Source organism: Nostoc sp. NMS4, assembly GCF_017115095.1.
Taxonomy (GTDB): domain Bacteria; phylum Cyanobacteriota; class Cyanobacteriia; order Cyanobacteriales; family Nostocaceae; genus Nostoc.
Map to the genome: position 1 here is coordinate 23,674 of NZ_JABXKI010000236.1, position 18,639 is coordinate 42,312.

The window sequence follows — 18,639 nt, forward strand, 5'->3', positions numbered from 1 at the left end:
TTGATATATGAGTGAGTATTGCCAAGAAATAGTGTTAATAATAACTTGGCAATTAACACACTAAGTTACAGGCTATTCTCTAGCTGTTTGGGTGGAAAAAGAATTGCCCAAGCTGATATACTTAATAAACGCAGGTAAGGAATAAATATCTTAATTGTCAAGAAAGGCCAACGTTTTAAAGCACCTAATAAAATTTTTAAGTCAGTTTTTTGTTGGAAGTTCTGCCAAATCATTTCCTGACAAAATTTATGAGGATATCCTACCTTTAATAGTTTTATATAAACTTCAGGTATGTACGCATATCGCATTCTAAAGTTCCATGTTGGGTCAAGATCCAAAAGACTCGCGCCCATTGTACATTCTAAATAAGTGTCTTTAGTAATAATGACACTTCCATGAGCAGCACAAAAAGCAGTCCAATATGCTTGAGATGCCCAATTACTAGTAGCAGCCGGCCATTTTTGTAGAGCGCGTTGTACTAAATCTGTGCGATAAATTGCTGCTGATATAAAAAGTACACCACCAAAATTTTCGTTCAGATAACTTTGAAATACAGCTTTACCATCAACTTTTATATCGTCATTATCACTATTCAACCAGCGTTCTACAACCAGTTGACCTGTTCGTTTTTGACGACCAGAGAAGTTTAAAAATATTAATGCTAATTCTGAATGTTCTTTTAGTGTTGTTAACACACGTTCTAAGGTTCTTTCCTGAATTGGATCGTCATCACCAATTGTCCAAATATATTTACTAGTTGGAGCTTTTAAACAACAAGCAATGTTGCCCATTACCCCAATATTTTCACTATTTCTATTTGATGTAAAATTAACATTACTGAGAATTAGTTGCCATTTTTTAATTATTTCTTGGGTATTATCTGTAGAACAATTATCAGAAATAAAAACTTCACACTCAGACTCGAACCCTTTAATAGATTTGGCTAACCAAGTAAGTTGTTTATCTAAAAGCTGGGCGCGATTGAATGTAGGAATGGCGATAGTAAGCAGTTTATTCATATAGCGATTTGCAAATAATTTGATGGATGAAATAAGCCCGAATCAAATAGTGTTGATTCGGAAGCTTAGATTATTTATCCGTTGCTAATAGACCAATACGGTTCAGTTAAGGCTTAACTATTTTCAAATTCAATTTTTTAACGAACCGCAAAGGACGCAAAGAGCGCAAAGGAAGAGAAGGAAGAAATGCTTAACTGAACTGTATTGGCTAATAGACGACTTTAGCTACTTTTTATTCCAGAAGAAATCTTTGTCAATTTGCTCTGTCCGAATCAGATACTCTAGCTGTTTTAAGCGAGTAAATCCTCTAAACAAGAAAGTATCTTCAGCCATGTGTATTTGACTGAATAAATCAAATAGCTGCTGGGCACCAAGTCGGGCATTCCAATCACACTTAAATCCGGGTAGGATTGTATTGATTTTCTCGAAGGATACGCGATAGCTGCGGTTATCTGCGCCGTTGTCACCAAAGGACAATTTACAATCGGGGAAAACATCAGCAATAATTTCCGCGATTTCTTTAACGCGATAATTGTTTGCTGTATCTCCCACGTTGAAGATTTGGTTATGTACAATGTCTCGTGGTGCTTCTAAGGTGCAGACTATTGCTTTGCAAATATCCAGTGCGTGGACTAATGGCCGCCAAGGTGTACCATCACTAATCATTTTGATTTCTTTGCTAGTCCATGCCAACCCTGCTAAGTTATTTAAAACAATATCAAAGCGCATTCTGGGAGACGCACCAAAGGCTGTAGCATTCCGCATAAAGGTGGGTGAGAAGTCATCGTCAGCGAGTGGTCTGACATCTCTTTCTACAAGAGTTTTGCATTCTGCGTAGGCTGTTTGAGGATTAACTGATGATTGTTCTGTGACATCACCTGCGGTAGCAACACCATAGACACTGCACGAAGACATATATACGAAGCGACGCACACCCATAGCCTTAGCCAAACTAGCTAGACGAACTGAACCCACATGATTAATTTCGTAGGTAATATTTGGTGCCAATTGTCCGGCGGGGTCGTTGGAGAGTTCCGCCATGTGAACTATGGCTTCAATACCTTCCAAATCATCAGGGGTGATGTTGCGGATATCTTTGTTGAGGGTTTTAGGTGTTACTCCACTAGGGTTGTATAGCCAACCAACTTTATAGAAGCCGGTATCTAAACCAATAACTTCATGTCCTCGTTCGATTAACAGAGGCGGTAATAATGAACCTAAATAGCCTTCTGTTCCAGTTACTAATATTTTCATTGTGGTTAATTCCTTTGTATTGATGAGTTAAATTCTTCGTTTAGTATGGACGCACAGATGTACGCCCTACAGCGTGTTGCATCTAGAAGGGAAGCGCTATATTTTTCGTTTGTATGCAATAACTAGACGCGATTCATCGCGTCTCTACAAATGGTGTATTTGTCGCATTCTTTTTTCCAATTGGTATTACCCGTCCCTTGTATTTCCAGACAGGTGAAGAAAAGATGCCTACTATACAAGATTCATCGTTTTATTCAGCAGCCCGGAAATAACAACTATGATATCTATGCAGTGACTACACTATCTAGATGCGAAAGCTGGGGAATTTCTGCTACAAGCGCTTTGCCAATTTCTAGAGAAGATGTGGCCGCAGGAGAAGGAGCATTGCAAACATGAATGGAGTTTTGACCGGAAACAATCAAAAAGTCGTCTACAAGCTTGCCATCGTTCATTAAGGCTTGAGCGCGGACTCCTGCATGGGTGGGAACTAAGTCTTCTGCTTGAACTTCGGGAATTAGTTTTTGTAAACTTCTGGTGAAGGCTGCTTTGCTAAAAGAACGAATGATTTCTTGAATGCCTTCAGGCGCGTGTTTAGCTGCCAACTTCCAGAAACCGGGATAGGTGATGACTTCTAGGAAATCCCGTAAGTCAAAGTCGGTTTTTTTGTAACCTTCGCGTTTGAGGGATAGAACCGCGTTTGGCCCTGCATGGACGCTACCATCAATCATCCGGGTAAAGTGGACACCCAGGAAGGGGAAATCTGGATTGGGTACTGGGTAAATTAGTGTTTTGACCAGATAGCGTTTTTCTGGGGTGAGTTCGTAGTATTCTCCCCGGAATGGGACAATTTTTGCTTGGGGTTCAACTTGACCTAGTTTTGCGGTGCGATCGCTATGCAATCCAGTACAATTAATTACAAAGCGGGTTTCAAAGTTACCTTTGTTTGTTTGCAGTACCTGATTTTTACCACTTGGAGAGATTTTCAGGACTTTTGTATTCAGGTGCAAATCTCCACCCTGCTGTTGAATTAGCTGGGCATATTTCAAACAAACTTGCTTGTAATTAACAATCCCAGTTGACGATACCCGAATTCCACCTACACATCTGACGTGAGGTTCAATTTCCTTGACTTCTTCGGGGCTGATTCTCTGGACTTCTATGCCATTGTCTAAGCCGCGTTGGTAGAGATTTTCTAAGCGTGGTAGTTCTTGTTCTTCAGTTGCAACAATCACCTTACCACAAACTTCATGGTCAATTCCATGCTCTTGGCAGAATTCTACCATTGAACGAGAACCATCACGACAAAATTTAGCTTTGAAACTCCCTGGCTTGTAGTAAATACCAGAATGAATCACCCCGCTATTATTACCGGTTTGGTGAAATGCCCATTGGCTCTCTTTTTCTAGTACTAAAATACGCGCATTGGGATAGCGTTTTCCTAAAGCCAACGCTGTCGAAAGCCCAACTATTCCCCCACCTATAATCGCAAAATCATACATTAGTATTATCGCACTTCAAATTACAGTAAATCTATAAAGTCATTGGGCATTGGGCATTGGGCATTGGGCATTGGGCATTGGGCAAATGGGAAAACTCTGCTCCCTGCTCCCTGCTCCCCTTACCATACCTTCCAAGGAGCCTGATTATTTTTCCACAGCCCATCGAGATAGTTTTTGTCGCGTAAAGTATCCATTGGTTGCCAAAATCCATCATGTCTGAAAGCAGATAGCTGTTCCATATCAGCTAGCTTTTCTAATGGCTCTTGCTCCCACACGGTAGAATCATCAGCAATTAAGTTGATTACTTCTGGTTCTAACACAAAATAACCGCCATTAATCCAAGCTCCATCGCCTTCGGGTTTTTCCCGAAAGCTGGTAATTTTGGTTTGCTCATATCCTAAAGAAATGGCACCAAAACGTCCGGCTGGTTGAACGGCTGTGAGTGTTCCTAAGCTATTTTGTTCTTTGTGAAACTTCACTAGCTCGGTGATATTAATATTACTTACACCATCACCATAAGTAAAGCAAAAAGTTTCATTACCAAGATGTTCGCTGATTCGCTTTAGGCGACCGCCTGTCATTGTATTATCACCCGTATTTACTAAGGTGACGCGCCAGGGTTCGGCATAACCAGAATGTACGTTCATCTGGTTAAAGCGCATATCAAAGGTAACATCTGACATGTGTAAGAAGTAGTTAGCAAAATACTCTTTAATTATGTAGCCTTTGTAACCACAACAAATGATGAAGTCATTAATGCCGTGGGCAGAGTAAGTTTTCATTATGTGCCAGAGAATTGGCTTACCACCAATCTCAACCATCGGCTTAGGTCTGATACTAGTTTCTTCACTGAGGCGTGTACCAAGACCTCCAGCCAAAATCACCGCTTTCATGCAATTACCTCGAAGATTTGTAGGGATATGATTATTTGACTTTTTCGAGATGAAGAGGATGCACTTAAAGGGAGAGAAATGTATTTCTGATTTCTGTTTCTCCGTCAATAATCTAACTGTAATTTCCGGTGAAATTATAAAGGGAATATAAATTAAAATCTTTTCTATATAAAAGCTCTATGAATATCTATAAATACAGAAATCAATTACTCAATAAAATAAAAATATCACCTAAAAAATAACTAGGGTTAGCTGGCGCTAATCCTAGTCAGGCTTGATTTTTCAATCAAAACCAATAATATGTTAGTAACAAAACTTACTTGTTTCTAGTTAGTTTTCTCCACATTACTTGAGCCTTGGAATAAAGGGTCACATTTGTTTTCGATGACTACACACATATTACTGAGTGCTTGCTGATAATTATCCATGTCATCTTGCTCAAGAAAAATTTTGGCAGATGCCTGTATATCTTCGACAGCTTTTGTCTGGTTTTTGTTAGATTCACTACCGCCATATTGTGCCAGTTCATAGCGAACCATGCCTCGTTTGAGATATGCTTTTGCTAGTCTGGGACTTAAGGTTAATGCTTCGTTAAAGTCAGCGATCGCTTGGTTATATTCTTGCTGATAATTGCTGCTATATTGAGCAATTTGATAATAGACTACACCCCGTTGGAAGTAAGCTTCGGCTTTAGAAACATTAAGTTTTATTGCCTGAGTAAAATCTGCGATCGCCTTTTTGTAAACTTGTTGAGATTCACCGCTATATTTAGCCATTTGAGCGCGGACAATCCCCCGTCTGATATAAGCTTCAATTTCATTATTATCCAGACCGATGGCTCGATTATAGTCTGCGATCGCTTGGTTATATTGTTGATCGGGATCGTTGCTATATTCAGCGAGCATATAGCGGGCATTGCCCCGATTTACCAGAGCTTTAACTTGATTGGGATTGATTTTCAGAGCTTGACTATAATCTGTAACTGCTCCTTCGTAATCTTTCAAGTTATAGCGGGCATTTCCACGATTTACAATCGCTCTAGCGTGTGTCGGTTCTTGTTCAATTGCTTGGCTAAAGTTGACAATTGCTTTCTCATAGTCTCGCTCTTTGTAAGCCGTATAACCTTGCTGATAGGAATCAGCGAAACTGAGTTTGTTATTTGACTGGGGAGACTTGATTGTTTGTTGGGTGTAAGCATTTTGGGAAACCAACGGCTGAGTAAATTTAATCATTACGTCTGCATATCCCAATAAACCAAAACCGAGCAAGCAACAAATAACCGGGTACAACTTTGACCTTTTGGAAGGTTTATAATATGAACCGCTCGGAGTCATTACTGGCTGCCAGTAATTAGCTACCTGCGGTGACATGGCTCGCTGGGGAAAATGCGGTGTCTGATTGTAGCGCTTTCTGGCTTTGACTCGCGGTTGGAGATGTTCTCTAGCTTCTATAGCCCGATGTGATGGGAAGGGGTCACGTCCGCCTAATCGCACGGTACGTTCACACCACGGACAACTACGCATGTGGTTGTTGTAGCGATGCTGGGGATTTGTCGTGCAGGTAATTAGGGATTCTTCGGCTTCAGCAATTGCCGAGAGCCAAGTCTGGGCGCTGGGGCGTAGTTGTGGATTATTATGACCCTCTTCAAAACAACGGACAAATAATTCCTGTAAGCTGGGATGAAGAATTTCCCAAGGGGGAGCAATGGGTGTCGGTAGGTAGGGTACGTAACGCTTTTCGCTGTAGGTAAAATGACCTGATGCAATGCGGGCTTCGTAGGGTGGTGGCTCAATCGCACCTTGAAAAATCCCCGAAAATGGGTGAGTGCCTTCCATCAAGAGTTGAAATACTAGCACCCCTAACCCAAATAAATCGTGAGAGATTTGGCGATCGTGCTGGGCAAAAGTTTTATTCTGTAGTTCTGGTGGCGTAAACTCTGGTTTACCGACTGGACAGCGATAAACGACATTGTTATGTGGGTCGGTTACTTGGAAAGAGTCTGTGTCTATCAATGTCACCAGTGCCGTATCACTGACAAGGATATTAGACTCGTTCACATCACCAATGCAATATCCACTGGCGTGCAAAGCGGCAAAAGCTGCTGCCAAGTTACGAGCCGTGCGGAGCAGGTACTGATAGTTGAATAGGGGGCAGTGTTGCCGACGGGTTCTGGGGTTGTAAAAGTCGATGATTGGACGCATCCCCTGAATACGTGGCATCAAAAAGCCCAGGATGCTATTTTTGCCATCTGCCGCCCGTAATAAATCCTCTGGCCAAGCGATAGAGATATGCCCTAAACTCGCCGTAGGGTTTTCTGGCGGGTTGGCAAGCATCGCCTGGAGTTTATCGGCATGGGCAGTGGTTGGCTTGTGGTAAATCTTCGCCACCAAATTGTTATCGGATGGGAGTGCATAAACGCAAGCTTCACCGCCACGTCCCAAACTGACATTGAGACTGAGGATTTCTTTTCTGGGGGAACAACGTAGTACCTGCATAATGAATTACCGCTAACGGGAGTGATTGTAAGATGTGAAACCTGTAGATTGCTTGCTCATGAGTCGTTGAATGCGGCTATAATGAGTGTTAAATCATCATCAGTGCGTTGTGTAATCCGCTCAGAGCGTAAAAATTTTACCAATTGCTCCTTCGCTTCTGTCTTATCCTCGGTATTGGCGACAAATTCAAACAACGGAAAAAAGAACGGTTTGTGAGGTTCGCCAACAACCATATTCAAAGCCAGCATTTGTAACCCGTCGGTAATTATACCAACGTTTACTATGTCTGTGCGCCATAATCTCATTTGTGCTGTATCTAAGGCATGAGGCGAAGTTAAGAAAGTGGTTTCGTTAATGTATTCACCACTGTCTGGCATAGTCAGTGCCAGCAGGTTGCCCAGACGATCTTTTGCCACTGCCAAACCATCACCTATCTGCACCACAGCTACTACATCTGGTGTGGCAACTAGCATAATTAAGGTAGTTGCTAAATCTTGAGGCTGTTTGTCACAAGTAACTGCCTCAGCTTCCACAGCTTTTTTGGCGGCGAATATGGCATCATTTAAGAGCGATCGCACATCAGCATCATCAGTCAAACTTTTTCGGGTCAGCCCTTTGGTTGAAAGGTTTTCGATTGCTGTTTCCACAGCAACCATCGCTCCCACTTTCCCAAGGCTGGCAGAACCCGCCCCATCTGCGGCGGCAGCCACTAAAACATTATCTGACAATATCTGCCAATGATGAGCATCCTGACATAATTGATTGTTTTTTAAGTGACTTGTACCACATACAGATGCAGCCACAATCCGCCATTGAGCAATCTGTTTTGATATATTCATAAATTTTTTTCCAGCAGCTAGCTGTGTAAACATCAAGCTGCAATTTTTAACGTGTCGCGGAAGTCCCCACCTTCAATGTACTCATCAGGTGCGGATTGTAAGCGGGGGATGAGGATTACATCTGGAATTGATTTAAAACTCAAGTAAAAACAAATTCTGGATGTATGACGAATCCCTAGTACTTTCTGGTAAGATAGCTACTGTCTTGACCCTCCGGGTTCAAAATCGCTCTACTTGGGGAAACCCCAAGACCGCGTTTTTCACCATCAATGCCATAAGCGAAAACCAAGCTAATAGGTATATGTCGCAAGAGAAAGATTTGGGTCTTGGGAACCAGGACTCCTGCCCTTGGAGGGAATGTCAGACCAAAAAAACTAGGGAGTTTTTGAGGCTATTCCCGATGAATTGGGAAGCTCAGACTTCAGCATTAGGCAAGTCTGAGTAGTTCACACAGTCCCCCAACCAATGGGCGGTAGTGCTACCTGTTCGTCTACTTGTGAATGAGAAACAGCTGACATACTAGTTGACAGCCAGACAAACATCTCAATAAAATTTAATCCTTTAAGCTTTAGGGGAGTACGTACAGTTATCTGATTTAAACGCGTCATATTCGCATTTTCTACACCAACTGTAAAAAATGCTACGCGCTTATTCGCCTCGTCTCCCTGTAAGCGCTGGGATGCTTGCTCGACTATATGCTCTAACTCGCCTTGCGGTTCTCCATCGGTAATCATAAATACCCAAGGACGATAGTAAGCAATCCCATTGGCACGATACTGAGATTTCCGCTCTTGAATTATGTCCAAAGCTTTATGAATGCCCGCACCCATTGTAGTCAAGCCCTGTGCTGTCAAAATCGGCGGGTTGAATTGATCGGCAGTCACAAAATCTTGAACTACATTGATATTACTATCAAAAGTCACGATCGCCACTTCCACCCGTCTGGCAGCTAAGGAATTTTTGACTAATTCATCCTTTAAGCTTAGTAAACCTTGATTTAAAGCCTCAATTGGCTCTCCTTGCATCGACCCAGATGTGTCTAATAAAAGTACACAAGGACAACGTGGTTCTGGGTTCTCAGCAAATTCTACTACTTCATCAAGTCTTAATGTATCATGCATAACTTTTTGTGTTATGTTAAAGTTCAAAGCTTTATTTTCCCTTTCTCAGAGTATATAATTTCCATCGTCTCGGCGACTATAGAATATAGTATCTAGTGGTAGATGCTCTAATCTTTATTAAACAAATTATTTTCATGAAGTTCTCTATATATTTAAGATGAACTTGAGTACAGCTTAGTTTAGCAAAAAAGAGTTTATCAAAACCCAGCATTACCTGTTGTAATGTATCTACCAAAAAGTTATATCCATTAAACCTACAGTACAATAAATACGTAAACTTTCCTAGATAAGTTTTTAAAGATTTTATGTAGAATAATGGTTTCTTTAGGGAAAAATAATTAACCATAATTAAGCTCGTTAACTCTAGAAGTATACCAGTGTAACTGTGCGAACTTGGAATCAAATTTGCCTCTTAAAGTGAGTGGGCATAAATAAACGTCATTATTCAGGTCTTTACTCAAGAGTTATCAGTAGTTAGTAAAATCCAGAATTAACCAACATCTACTGATAATCTAGCTATGATGGATGCTTACCTTTATTCATACCTACTTGCTTTTTGAGATAGATTAAGTAAGGTGTGCTAAATGTAACAAGAGAGCTAGAAAGCTTACAATTTTTAATATATGTACATATTTTCAAACAAATAATTTTTTGGTAGAAAAATATTACAAAGAAAAAATACTTTATAGCTCATATTTTCAATCTACAAATGTTCGGTTGTTGATTCCGCAAAAAACTTGAAAAATATGAATCACTCAGGTACATTCACCAAACTACGTCCTCTAAGTTTGTTAAGACAATTATCCAATTGTTCCGACAGTACTTGTTTACAAGTATTGAGTAACTCAGTTGCTTGGTCGATTTACTTAGAACAGGGCAAAATAACTTACGCTACTCATTCCGTGGAACCTTTTGATCGATTAGAACGCCATTTGCGACGCTTCAGCCAACAAATTCCACTCCTGACTAATGAGGTTCGCACTCAAGTAAGACTGATGTTTGAACCTGATTCACACAGTCAGTTAATCAAGGATGACAGTAATTCGAGAAGTCACCCTCCTGAGTATGAGGCTATATCCTGGCTTGTTAGTCAGCAACATCTAAATTCTACACAAGCAGCAGTGCTGGTTCAAGAATTAGTTAAAGAGGTAATTGAATCATTTTTGCTCATCAAAGAAGGTACTTATGAATTAACAGAACCAGTTGAGAGAATGCCAAAAATTTGCAGGATAGGTGTAGAAAAAATTCTCGATCATTGCCAAGTAAGATTACAGAATTGGCAGACTTTTGTACCTAAAATTTCTTCTCCATATCAACGTCCTTATCTGTTGATGAACAGCAAGTTTGATGACCAAGATTTACCAAATTTACAGTCAGATTTAATTAACTGGATGAAGGGTTTTAGCTTGTGTCATCTGGCTGTAATTTTGAATCAAGATGAAATCCAACTAGCTCGTAATTTATACCCTTACATCCTTAAGGGTGCGATTATCCTCCATGAACCCGATCCACCTTATGATAAATTACCAAAGATTTTTGAGGAGGGATATCTACGACAAGCTACACCTACGCTTTTCTCAAAATTGATTTCCGGGTTAGTTGATACCAAACAAGAACTAAGTAACAATGTCAATTCTTACCCAAATATTCCTGAAGAGAAAATAGTTCCTGTTGAGCGATTACCACAGATTTCTACTCCTTCAAAAGAGAACTTTCAAGAACCAACAATATCAAATAACATAAATCCTGCATCCCAAAGAGTAACAGCTGCTACTGTAACGGCACAAAAAGTTCACAAAATCGTTTCTGTAGATGATAGCCCTACAATTCTTAAAGAAATCAGTTATTTCTTAGAAAGTGAAAATTTTTCTGTAGTGACTATTAACGATCCAGTGAAAGCCGTTTTGTCAATTATAAGGCACAAACCGGACTTAATTTTGTTGGATTTAAATATGCTAGGAATTGATGGCTATGAGTTGTGCCGAATTATACGAAATAATTCACTATTTAAAAACACTCCGATTATCTTTGTCACTGGCAGTAAAGGAATTGTAGACAAAGTAAAAGCGAAATTAGTCGGGGCATCTGGATATCTGACTAAACCGTTTACTCGCGCCGAATTACTGAAAATAGTCTTTATGCATTTGACTTAAATTAACTACACATTGCTTCAATGCTAGGTTTAGGCATATTTATTAACTGATTCCGAAATCACCAGAAAATAATGGCACATCATAAAATTTAAATATCTGGTCTATAGAAATCAGCCTTAAACCTTCTACTAAAGCTTGAGAAATTAGCATTCGGTCAAAGGGATCTTTATGATGTAGAGGTAAAGTATTTAAATTTAGAACATAGGCAGGGATAACTGACAAAAAAGAGATCCCATTTTTATTTTGGCTGTAGTAGATGTCTTCTAAGGATTGACTAAGCGTGAGCTTCCCTAGCTGACTCTTAATTTGTATTTCCCACAAACTAACAACACTGACATATAGTTTTGTATCCGTTCGTTGTAGCAAACTTAAAATATTTGGTGATAACTTCTCAGGCTCACTGTCCCACCAAATAAAAATATGAGTATCTAATAAAACCTTCATAAACCACAAAAAGAATCTGGCAAAGGATCATCAAAATCATCACTCATTACCATAGAGCCACGATTTAAACCCGCTTTAGGAACTACAGGCTGTTCTTGGGGTTGAGACAAAGGCAAAACCCTTGCCCAAGGGACACCCTGCCGAGTTAGCGTCACTTCAACATGATTTTGGATATCTGACAATAAATCAGCTAAATTATCCGATAAGTCAGCAATATCGAAAGTTTTTGATGACATTTTTATTTATGCCCTACTCATTACCAGCATTATAATAGGAGTCCTAAATCAATTGCTCACAGCAAAAAACTGGGCTTGTTGAGAACAGAGAAAAAACAAGCCCATGTTATATCGTTACCTTGTATATAGCTCTACGGTATTTCTAAGGGGGTTGGGGGATCTCAGTGCGTAAGTCCTGTACTAGTGTTGGCTGATATTGCAAAAGCGATTGCTTGGTATAGAGCCAATCTCAAACATATCTCCCACATTGACAGAAGCCAAGCACAACAAGAAAAGATTAGCATGAGAGTTTGTTCCGCCAGTCTAACGTAGTAGGATTGTTCAAGTAAAAGGTGTGCCTTGCGGGACGAGTAGCCATCGATCGCTAGTAAACACCCTAAAATGAGAACAAAAGACGATTCCTAAAACAAGCACACTCCATGCGTATTTCTCTAAATTGGCTGCGCGAACTAGTAGAGATAAAACTTAGTCCAGAAGAATTAGCCGAAACTCTGACAATGGCGGGGTTTGAGGTAGAAGAAATTGAAGATCGCCGCACTTGGGCAAATGGCGTGGTTGTTGGGAAAGTTATTGAGCGTCAACCCCATCCCAACGCCGATAAATTGAGTGTTTGCCAAGTGGATATCGGTGCAGATGAGATTTTAAATATTGTCTGTGGCGCTGCGAATGTGAAAGCAGATATCTATGTGCCAGTGGCAACTACGGGTACTTACTTACCCAACATCGATTTAAAAATTAAACCTGCAAAACTGCGTGGTGTCCCATCTCAGGGCATGATTTGTTCTTTAAAGGAACTCGGTTTGCCCACTGATGTAGACGGAATTCATATTTTTACCCAGGAAAATTTATCATTGGGTAGTGATGTGCGTCCGTTGTTGGGTTTAGATGATGTAATTTTAGACCTCACGGCAACTGCTAATCGCGCTGATGCTCTAAGTATGGTAGGCGTAGCACGGGAAGTAGCAGCTTTAACTGGTGGAAAGTTGAGCATTGTTGAACCTGGTGAAGTCTCTATTCCCAAAAATACAGGAAATTTAACTTTAAAAATTGCCGATACCCAAGCTTGTCCTGCATACATTGGTACGGTAATTCAACAGGTAAAAATTGCTCCATCTCCCGAATGGTTGCAACAGCGTTTAAGGGCTGCTGGGGTACGTCCCATAAGTAATGTTGTGGACATTACTAACTACGTTTTGTTGGAATGGGGACAACCATTGCACGCCTTTGATTGCGATCGCATACAATCTGTGGCAAGTAGCCAAAATTTAACCATCGGCGTTCGCTTCGCCAATCATGGAGAATCCCTCAAAACCCTGGATGGACAAACTCGCACCCTCTCAACCCAAAATTTGTTAATCACCGCTAACGAAAAACCCGTTGCACTGGCGGGAGTCATGGGTGGCGAAGAAACAGAAGTCCATGAAGGGACTCAAAGCCTAGTTTTAGAAGCAGCTTTATTTGATTCCGTGGCAATTCGCCGTTCTTCCCGCAGTGTCGGGTTAAGAAGTGAAGCTTCTGGCAGATACGAACGGGGAGTTAACCGCGCTGAGTTGGAAATAGCTAATCGCCGCGCCTTATCCTTAATTAGCGAATTAGCGAGTGGAATTATAGTCCAGCAAGAAATTGCCGACACCCGCCCCGATCCGTCTACTTGGAGTCATTCGATCGCACTACGTTTAGACCGAGTTAATCAGATATTGGGGCCGATAGATTTAGAAGAAGACACAGGTGAACTCCAAAAAGAAGATGTTGAGCGCATCCTGACTGCATTGGGATGTCAGTTAACTCCTTCAGGAGAAGATAGCAGCCATCAACCTACGTGGTCAGTTTCCGTACCACCCTATCGTTACCGCGACTTAGAGCGAGAAATTGATTTAATTGAAGAAATCGCCCGTCTCTATGGCTACAACAAATTCTGTGATACTTTACCAGAAAAAGCGGAAGCTGGTTATCTACCTTTAGATCAAGAACTAATTCGCAAATTACGAGCTTTTCTGCGGGCTGAAGGATTGACAGAATTAATCCACTATTCTTTAGTCAAACCAGGAGAAGACAGAAATATAGTCCTGTCAAACCCCTTATTTGTTGAATATTCAGCGCTGCGAACCGATTTGATATCTGGCTTAATTGATGCCTTTCAATACAATTTAGAGCAGGGTAATGGTGCGCTGAATGGTTTTGAAATCGGGCATATTTTCTGGCAAGAAGAAGACGGTTTGCAAGAAACAGAAGCGCTGGCGGGGATTATCGGAGGCGATCGCACTTTTGGCAAATGGTCAAAAAGTGGACGTGAAGAACCCATCACCTGGTTTGAAGCCAAAGGCATTTTAGAAAGTGTATTTCGGCAACTTAGCTTAGAAATCGAATTTCAACCCGATCGCCGCGACAATCGTTTACATCCAGGACGCACCGCTTCTCTGTGGATTCGGGGTAGCAGACTGGGGATTTTTGGGCAACTCCATCCCCAACTGCGACGAGAAAAAGGTTTACCAGATTCCGTTTATGTTTTTCAGTTGGATCTAAATGTAGTTTTAGATTCTCTAGAACAAGATGAAATTCTCACGCCGGCATTTCAGCCCTATTCTACCTATCCAGCTAGCGATCGCGACATCGCCTTTTTTGCACCCGTGAAAGTCTCAGTTGTCGAACTGGAAAAAGCAATTACCCAGGCTGGCAAAGATTTGCTCGAATCAGTGGAATTATTTGATGAATATCGTGGCGAAAATGTCCCGGAAGGACAGCGGAGTTTAGCATTTCGCTTAATTTATCGGGCAAGCGATCGCACTTTGACTGAGGCTGAAGTGGAACCAGTACACAATAAAGTCCGCGAAGCTTTGGTGGAAAAATTTGGCGTAAATCTCAGAAGTTAGGAGTAATTACCCCCCTTAATCCCCCCGATAGATTGGGGGGAAACAAGAAATCTAGTTCCTGCCTTTTATTGTTATAACGGCGATCGGATTTGTTACATCGGGTTTAGCGATCGCATCTAACAAAAGTAATCCCATTTGCTTGAATAAAGCAGTGTTACATCAGGGCAACCATGTTAAATTAGACACTTTGCACAGCGAGGATCGCAGTTGCAATCCCTTGCTTAGACTTTGCTCTAGCAGCACCAGTATGTTTTGGCAGATGTTTAAATACAACAACGTTACGTTATGCAACTATAATATTACTCAACAGTAGTAACTGTATAATTTGCTATAATTTTATTCGTAAAAAATAGTAAATTTTCGGTGATAAGCCATGATAGAATTTGCGGCCATAACTTCATTGATTAGTAGATATGCTCCTCAAGCTAGTCAACTAATTATCAAACAAGCTCAAAAAAACGAAGCTGTTAATAAAGTTTTACAGGAATTAGAACTCAATCCTACCCAAATTCCTGATGATGTTGATACTGTTTATGTTTACGCTCTGGTAAGGTATGGTGTATTTAAGCCGGAAGCAATTTTAAACCTGTTTAGAGAGAGAGTAATTAAAGATTATTTTTGGGATGCTTACAGTTCTAATACTCCCTTTCAGTTTGTAGATAATACCAAAAAATTTCTAAATAAAAATAGCGAACTAAAAACGCAGATAATCAATGCTAAAATTAGCTTTTTGGCTGAATTAGAAGAATTCGGCGAAGCCTTTATTGCGGTTGCTAAACAAACGAAAGCCTCTAAATATCAGCCTTATCCAGATTGGAATTTAGATGTTTATCCCAAAGAATTTAAAGCCTTAATCTTTGAAAAAACTCGCTTATTTTGTGGTCGTGATTTTGTTTTTAAGGCGATTCAAAAATTCTTTACAACTCAAACAAAGGGTTATTTTAGTGTGATTGGAGATGCAGGGATGGGTAAAAGTGCCATTGCTGCTAAATACGTTTTAGCTACTAAATTTCCTTGTTATTTTAATGTTTTTGCAGAAGGACGCAACAAACCAGAAAAGTTTTTAGCTAGTATTCGTCAACAATTAATTAAGCGTCATTCTCTCCAAAATGCAGACAACGCTGATTTAAGAACTTTCCTACAAAAAGCTAGTGAAGAACTAAAAGGACAAAAACTTGTCATTGTTGTTGATGCACTAGATGAAGTAGAACAAGAAGGAAATGGTAATCTTTTAGATTTACCACAAAATCTTCCCGATGGAGTCTATTTTTTACTGACTAGAAGACTTTATAATCAAGAAACCAAACGTTTAACTTTGTCTCCAGATACTCCTGTAGATGAATTAGATTTAACAAAGAGTGATTATACAGCTTTAAGCCGAGAAGATGTAAAGGAGTATATTCACTTATTTTTGAAGAATGATCATAAACTGAGAAGTTGGATTAATGATCGCAATATTTATGAGGATAATTTTACTCAGGAAATAGCTGTAAAGAGTGAAAATAATTTTATATATTTGCGCTATTTATTGCCGGGAATCTCTGAAGGTAAATACAATAATTTAACTTTAAAGGGATTACCACAAGGTCTTCAAGACTATTATACGACTCATTGGAATCGGATGGGAATGGATAATGAATCGAATGAAAAGAAGGTAAAAATACTGTATATATTGGTAGAAAGAGGTGAACCAATATCACTAAATATGATTGCGGAAATTCTTGATGAGGATGAATATGAGGTAAAATCGGTGTTAAATGATTGGGTTGAGTATGTAACACCGAAAGTAAATGAAGATGAACAAAAAACTTACTATAGTATTTATCATCGAAGTTTTCTGGAATTTCTCAAAGGACAAGACAAACTAGGTAAAGGTCGAAAACTGTTTAGAGAAGTTAATAAGAGTATGGCTAATTATATGGCAAAGGAGATGGCATAAAATGGGGGGGATTGCCACTAAATTAGCCTCAAAGTCAGTAGAATTTCAAAATTTGTTCCTGGGTCAATTTCCTGAACAACAATTAAAAGCGGGAAACTCGGAAAAGTATTATCAAACTCTCACAGATTTTGATTTTATTTATCTGAAAATTCAATATCCTCAATTTGGAATAGAAACCCTGATTAGAGATTATTATTTGATTGACGACCCAGAGATATTAGATAACTTAGAGGAAGAAGATAAACTAGACTCCGAACAAGTCAAAACACTCCAATTAATTCAACGTGCGCTACAGTTATCAGCCCATGTTTTGAATCAAGACCCCAATCAATTAGTAGGACAATTATGGGGAAGGTTGCAGAGTTTTACCCAGCCAGAAATTCAGAAGATTTTGGCAGATGCAGGAGAAAGTAAAAGTGAAATTCTTCGATTTCGTCCCATTACAGCTAGCTTAACCACTCCAGGCGGAAATCTGCTGCTTACCCTGACAGGTCATAACGGCTTGGTAAGAGCAGTAGCGATCGCTCCAGATGGTCAAAAAGCCGTTTCTGGTTCTTGGGATAAAACGCTGAAGTTGTGGGATTTAGAGACAGGAAAGGAAATCTCTACCCTAACAGGTCATAACGGCTTGGTAATGGCAGTAGCGATATCCCCAGATGGCAAAAAAGCCGTTTCTGCTTCTCGTGACAACACGCTGAAACTGTGGGATTTGCAGACAGTAACGGAAATCTTTACCCTGAGTGGTCATAACGACTCGGTAACAGCAGTAGCAATCGCCCCAGATGGCAAAAAAGCCGTTTCTGGTTCTTGGGACAACACCCTGAAGCTATGGGATTTGGAGACAGGAATGGAAATCTCGACCCTCAGAGGTCATAACTCCTCGGTATATGCAGTAGCGATCGCCCCAGATGGTCAAAAAGCGGTTTCTGGCTCAAATGACAACACGCTGAAACTGTGGGATTTGCAGACAGGAAAGGAAATCTCTACCCTGACAGGTCATAACGACTCGGTAATGACAATAGCGATCACACCAGATGGTCAAAAAGCGGTTTCTGGTTCTTGGGACAACACCCTGAAGCTATGGGATTTAGAGACAGGAAAGGAAATCTCGACCCTCAGAGGTCATAACTCCTCGGTATATGCAGTAGCGATCGCCCCAGATGGCAAAAAAGCCGTTTCTGGTTCAATTGACAGTACCTTGAAACTGTGGGATTTAGAGACAGGAAAGGAAATCTCGACCCTGACAGGTCATAACTCCTCGGTAATGGCAGTAGCAATATCCTCAGATGGTCAAAAAGCCGTTTCTGCTTCAAATGACCACACCCTGAAACTGTGGGATTTACAGACAGAAGGGGAAATCTCTACCTTGACACGTCATAACGACTCGGTAAATGCAGTAGCCATAACCCCAGATGGTAAAAAAGCCGTTTCTGCTTCTGATGACAAGACTCTGAAGCTGTGGGATTTGCAAACAGGAGCGGAAATCTCTACCCTGACAGGTCATAATGAATCGGTAAATGCAGTAGCGATCTACGCAGATGGTAAAAAAGCCGTTTCTGGTTCATCTGACAACACCCTGAAACTGTGGGATTTGCAGACAGAAAAGGAAATCTCTACCCTAACAGGTCATAACAGCCGAGTAGAAGCAGTAGCGATGCCTGCGGTGGGCGGAGCGATCGCCCTAGATGGTCAAAAAGCTATTTCTGGTTCATCTGATAACACGCTAAAACTGTGGGATTTGGAAACAGGAAAGGCAATCTCTACTTTTACTGGTGACAGTCCTATAAATTGTTGTGCTATTTCCCCAGATGGATTCACGATTGTAGCAGGAGACACATCAGGGCGTGTTCATTTCCTGCGGTTGGAAGGGGGTTAAG

The 18,639-nt window shown here is 40.5% G+C and carries 13 protein-coding genes; 4 read left to right on the forward strand and 9 right to left on the reverse strand.

The features are described from left to right. Positions 1-65: 65 nt before the first annotated feature. The 7 genes from HWQ37_RS21185 to HWQ37_RS21215 form a co-directional block, all read right to left on the reverse strand. A complete protein-coding gene (locus HWQ37_RS21185) occupies positions 66-1,019 on the reverse strand; it encodes a glycosyltransferase family 2 protein (RefSeq protein WP_292750542.1) in 954 nt (317 codons plus the stop codon). A 225-nt stretch (positions 1,020-1,244) separates the two neighbouring features. Continuing rightward, complete coding sequence (locus HWQ37_RS21190) at positions 1,245-2,273, reverse strand: NAD-dependent epimerase/dehydratase family protein (RefSeq protein WP_292750543.1); 1,029 nt, start codon at positions 2,271-2,273, stop codon at positions 1,245-1,247. Positions 2,274-2,557: 284 nt separating this feature from the next. Further along, positions 2,558-3,772: an L-2-hydroxyglutarate oxidase gene (gene lhgO, locus HWQ37_RS21195; RefSeq protein WP_292750545.1), complete on the reverse strand. Its 1,215-nt coding sequence runs from the start codon at positions 3,770-3,772 to the stop codon at positions 2,558-2,560. 119 nt (positions 3,773-3,891) lie between these two features. Further along, positions 3,892-4,665, reverse strand: coding sequence for a glucose-1-phosphate cytidylyltransferase (gene rfbF / locus HWQ37_RS21200; RefSeq protein ID WP_292750547.1), 774 nt, complete (start codon positions 4,663-4,665; stop codon positions 3,892-3,894). A gap of 326 nt (positions 4,666-4,991) precedes the next feature. Continuing rightward, positions 4,992-7,160 (reverse strand): tetratricopeptide repeat protein, encoded by a 2,169-nt coding sequence (locus HWQ37_RS21205; RefSeq protein ID WP_292750549.1) that lies wholly within the window; start codon positions 7,158-7,160, stop codon positions 4,992-4,994. A gap of 56 nt (positions 7,161-7,216) precedes the next feature. Beyond that, a complete protein-coding gene (locus HWQ37_RS21210; protein WP_292750550.1) occupies positions 7,217-7,999 on the reverse strand; it encodes a PP2C family serine/threonine-protein phosphatase in 783 nt (260 codons plus the stop codon). Between the two features lie 446 nt (positions 8,000-8,445). Next, the gene (locus HWQ37_RS21215) at positions 8,446-9,120 is read right to left on the reverse strand and encodes a vWA domain-containing protein (RefSeq protein WP_292750552.1); all 675 of its coding nucleotides are present in this window, start codon (positions 9,118-9,120) and stop codon (positions 8,446-8,448) included. Between the two features lie 746 nt (positions 9,121-9,866). On the opposite strand from HWQ37_RS21215, the gene HWQ37_RS21220 reads away from it, so the two are divergent. Continuing rightward, on the forward strand, positions 9,867-11,273 hold the full coding sequence (locus HWQ37_RS21220; RefSeq protein WP_292750554.1) for a response regulator: 1,407 nt from the start codon (positions 9,867-9,869) through the stop codon (positions 11,271-11,273). A gap of 42 nt (positions 11,274-11,315) precedes the next feature. Here HWQ37_RS21220 and HWQ37_RS21225 read toward each other — a convergent pair whose 3' ends face one another. Continuing rightward, positions 11,316-11,717, reverse strand: coding sequence for a type II toxin-antitoxin system VapC family toxin (locus HWQ37_RS21225; RefSeq protein WP_292750556.1), 402 nt, complete (start codon positions 11,715-11,717; stop codon positions 11,316-11,318). Beyond that, complete coding sequence (locus tag HWQ37_RS21230) at positions 11,714-11,953, reverse strand: type II toxin-antitoxin system Phd/YefM family antitoxin (protein WP_292750558.1); 240 nt, start codon at positions 11,951-11,953, stop codon at positions 11,714-11,716. The genes HWQ37_RS21225 and HWQ37_RS21230 overlap by 4 nt, the downstream gene beginning before the upstream one ends. 419 nt (positions 11,954-12,372) lie before the next feature. Between HWQ37_RS21230 and pheT the strand changes: the two genes are divergently transcribed. The 3 genes from pheT to HWQ37_RS21245 all read left to right on the forward strand — a co-directional run bounded on the left by pheT (position 12,373) and on the right by HWQ37_RS21245 (position 18,638). Next, positions 12,373-14,823, forward strand: a complete 2,451-nt coding sequence (gene pheT, locus HWQ37_RS21235; RefSeq protein ID WP_292750560.1) for a phenylalanine--tRNA ligase subunit beta — start codon at positions 12,373-12,375, stop codon at positions 14,821-14,823. Positions 14,824-15,196: 373 nt separating this feature from the next. Further along, positions 15,197-16,762 carry an AAA family ATPase gene (locus HWQ37_RS21240; protein ID WP_292750562.1) on the forward strand — a complete coding sequence of 522 codons (1,566 nt, stop codon included), beginning with the start codon at positions 15,197-15,199 and terminating at the stop codon, positions 16,760-16,762. 1 nt (position 16,763) lies between these two features. Then, complete coding sequence (locus HWQ37_RS21245) at positions 16,764-18,638, forward strand: beta-propeller domain-containing protein (protein WP_292750564.1); 1,875 nt, start codon at positions 16,764-16,766, stop codon at positions 18,636-18,638. Position 18,639: the final 1 nt, after the last annotated feature.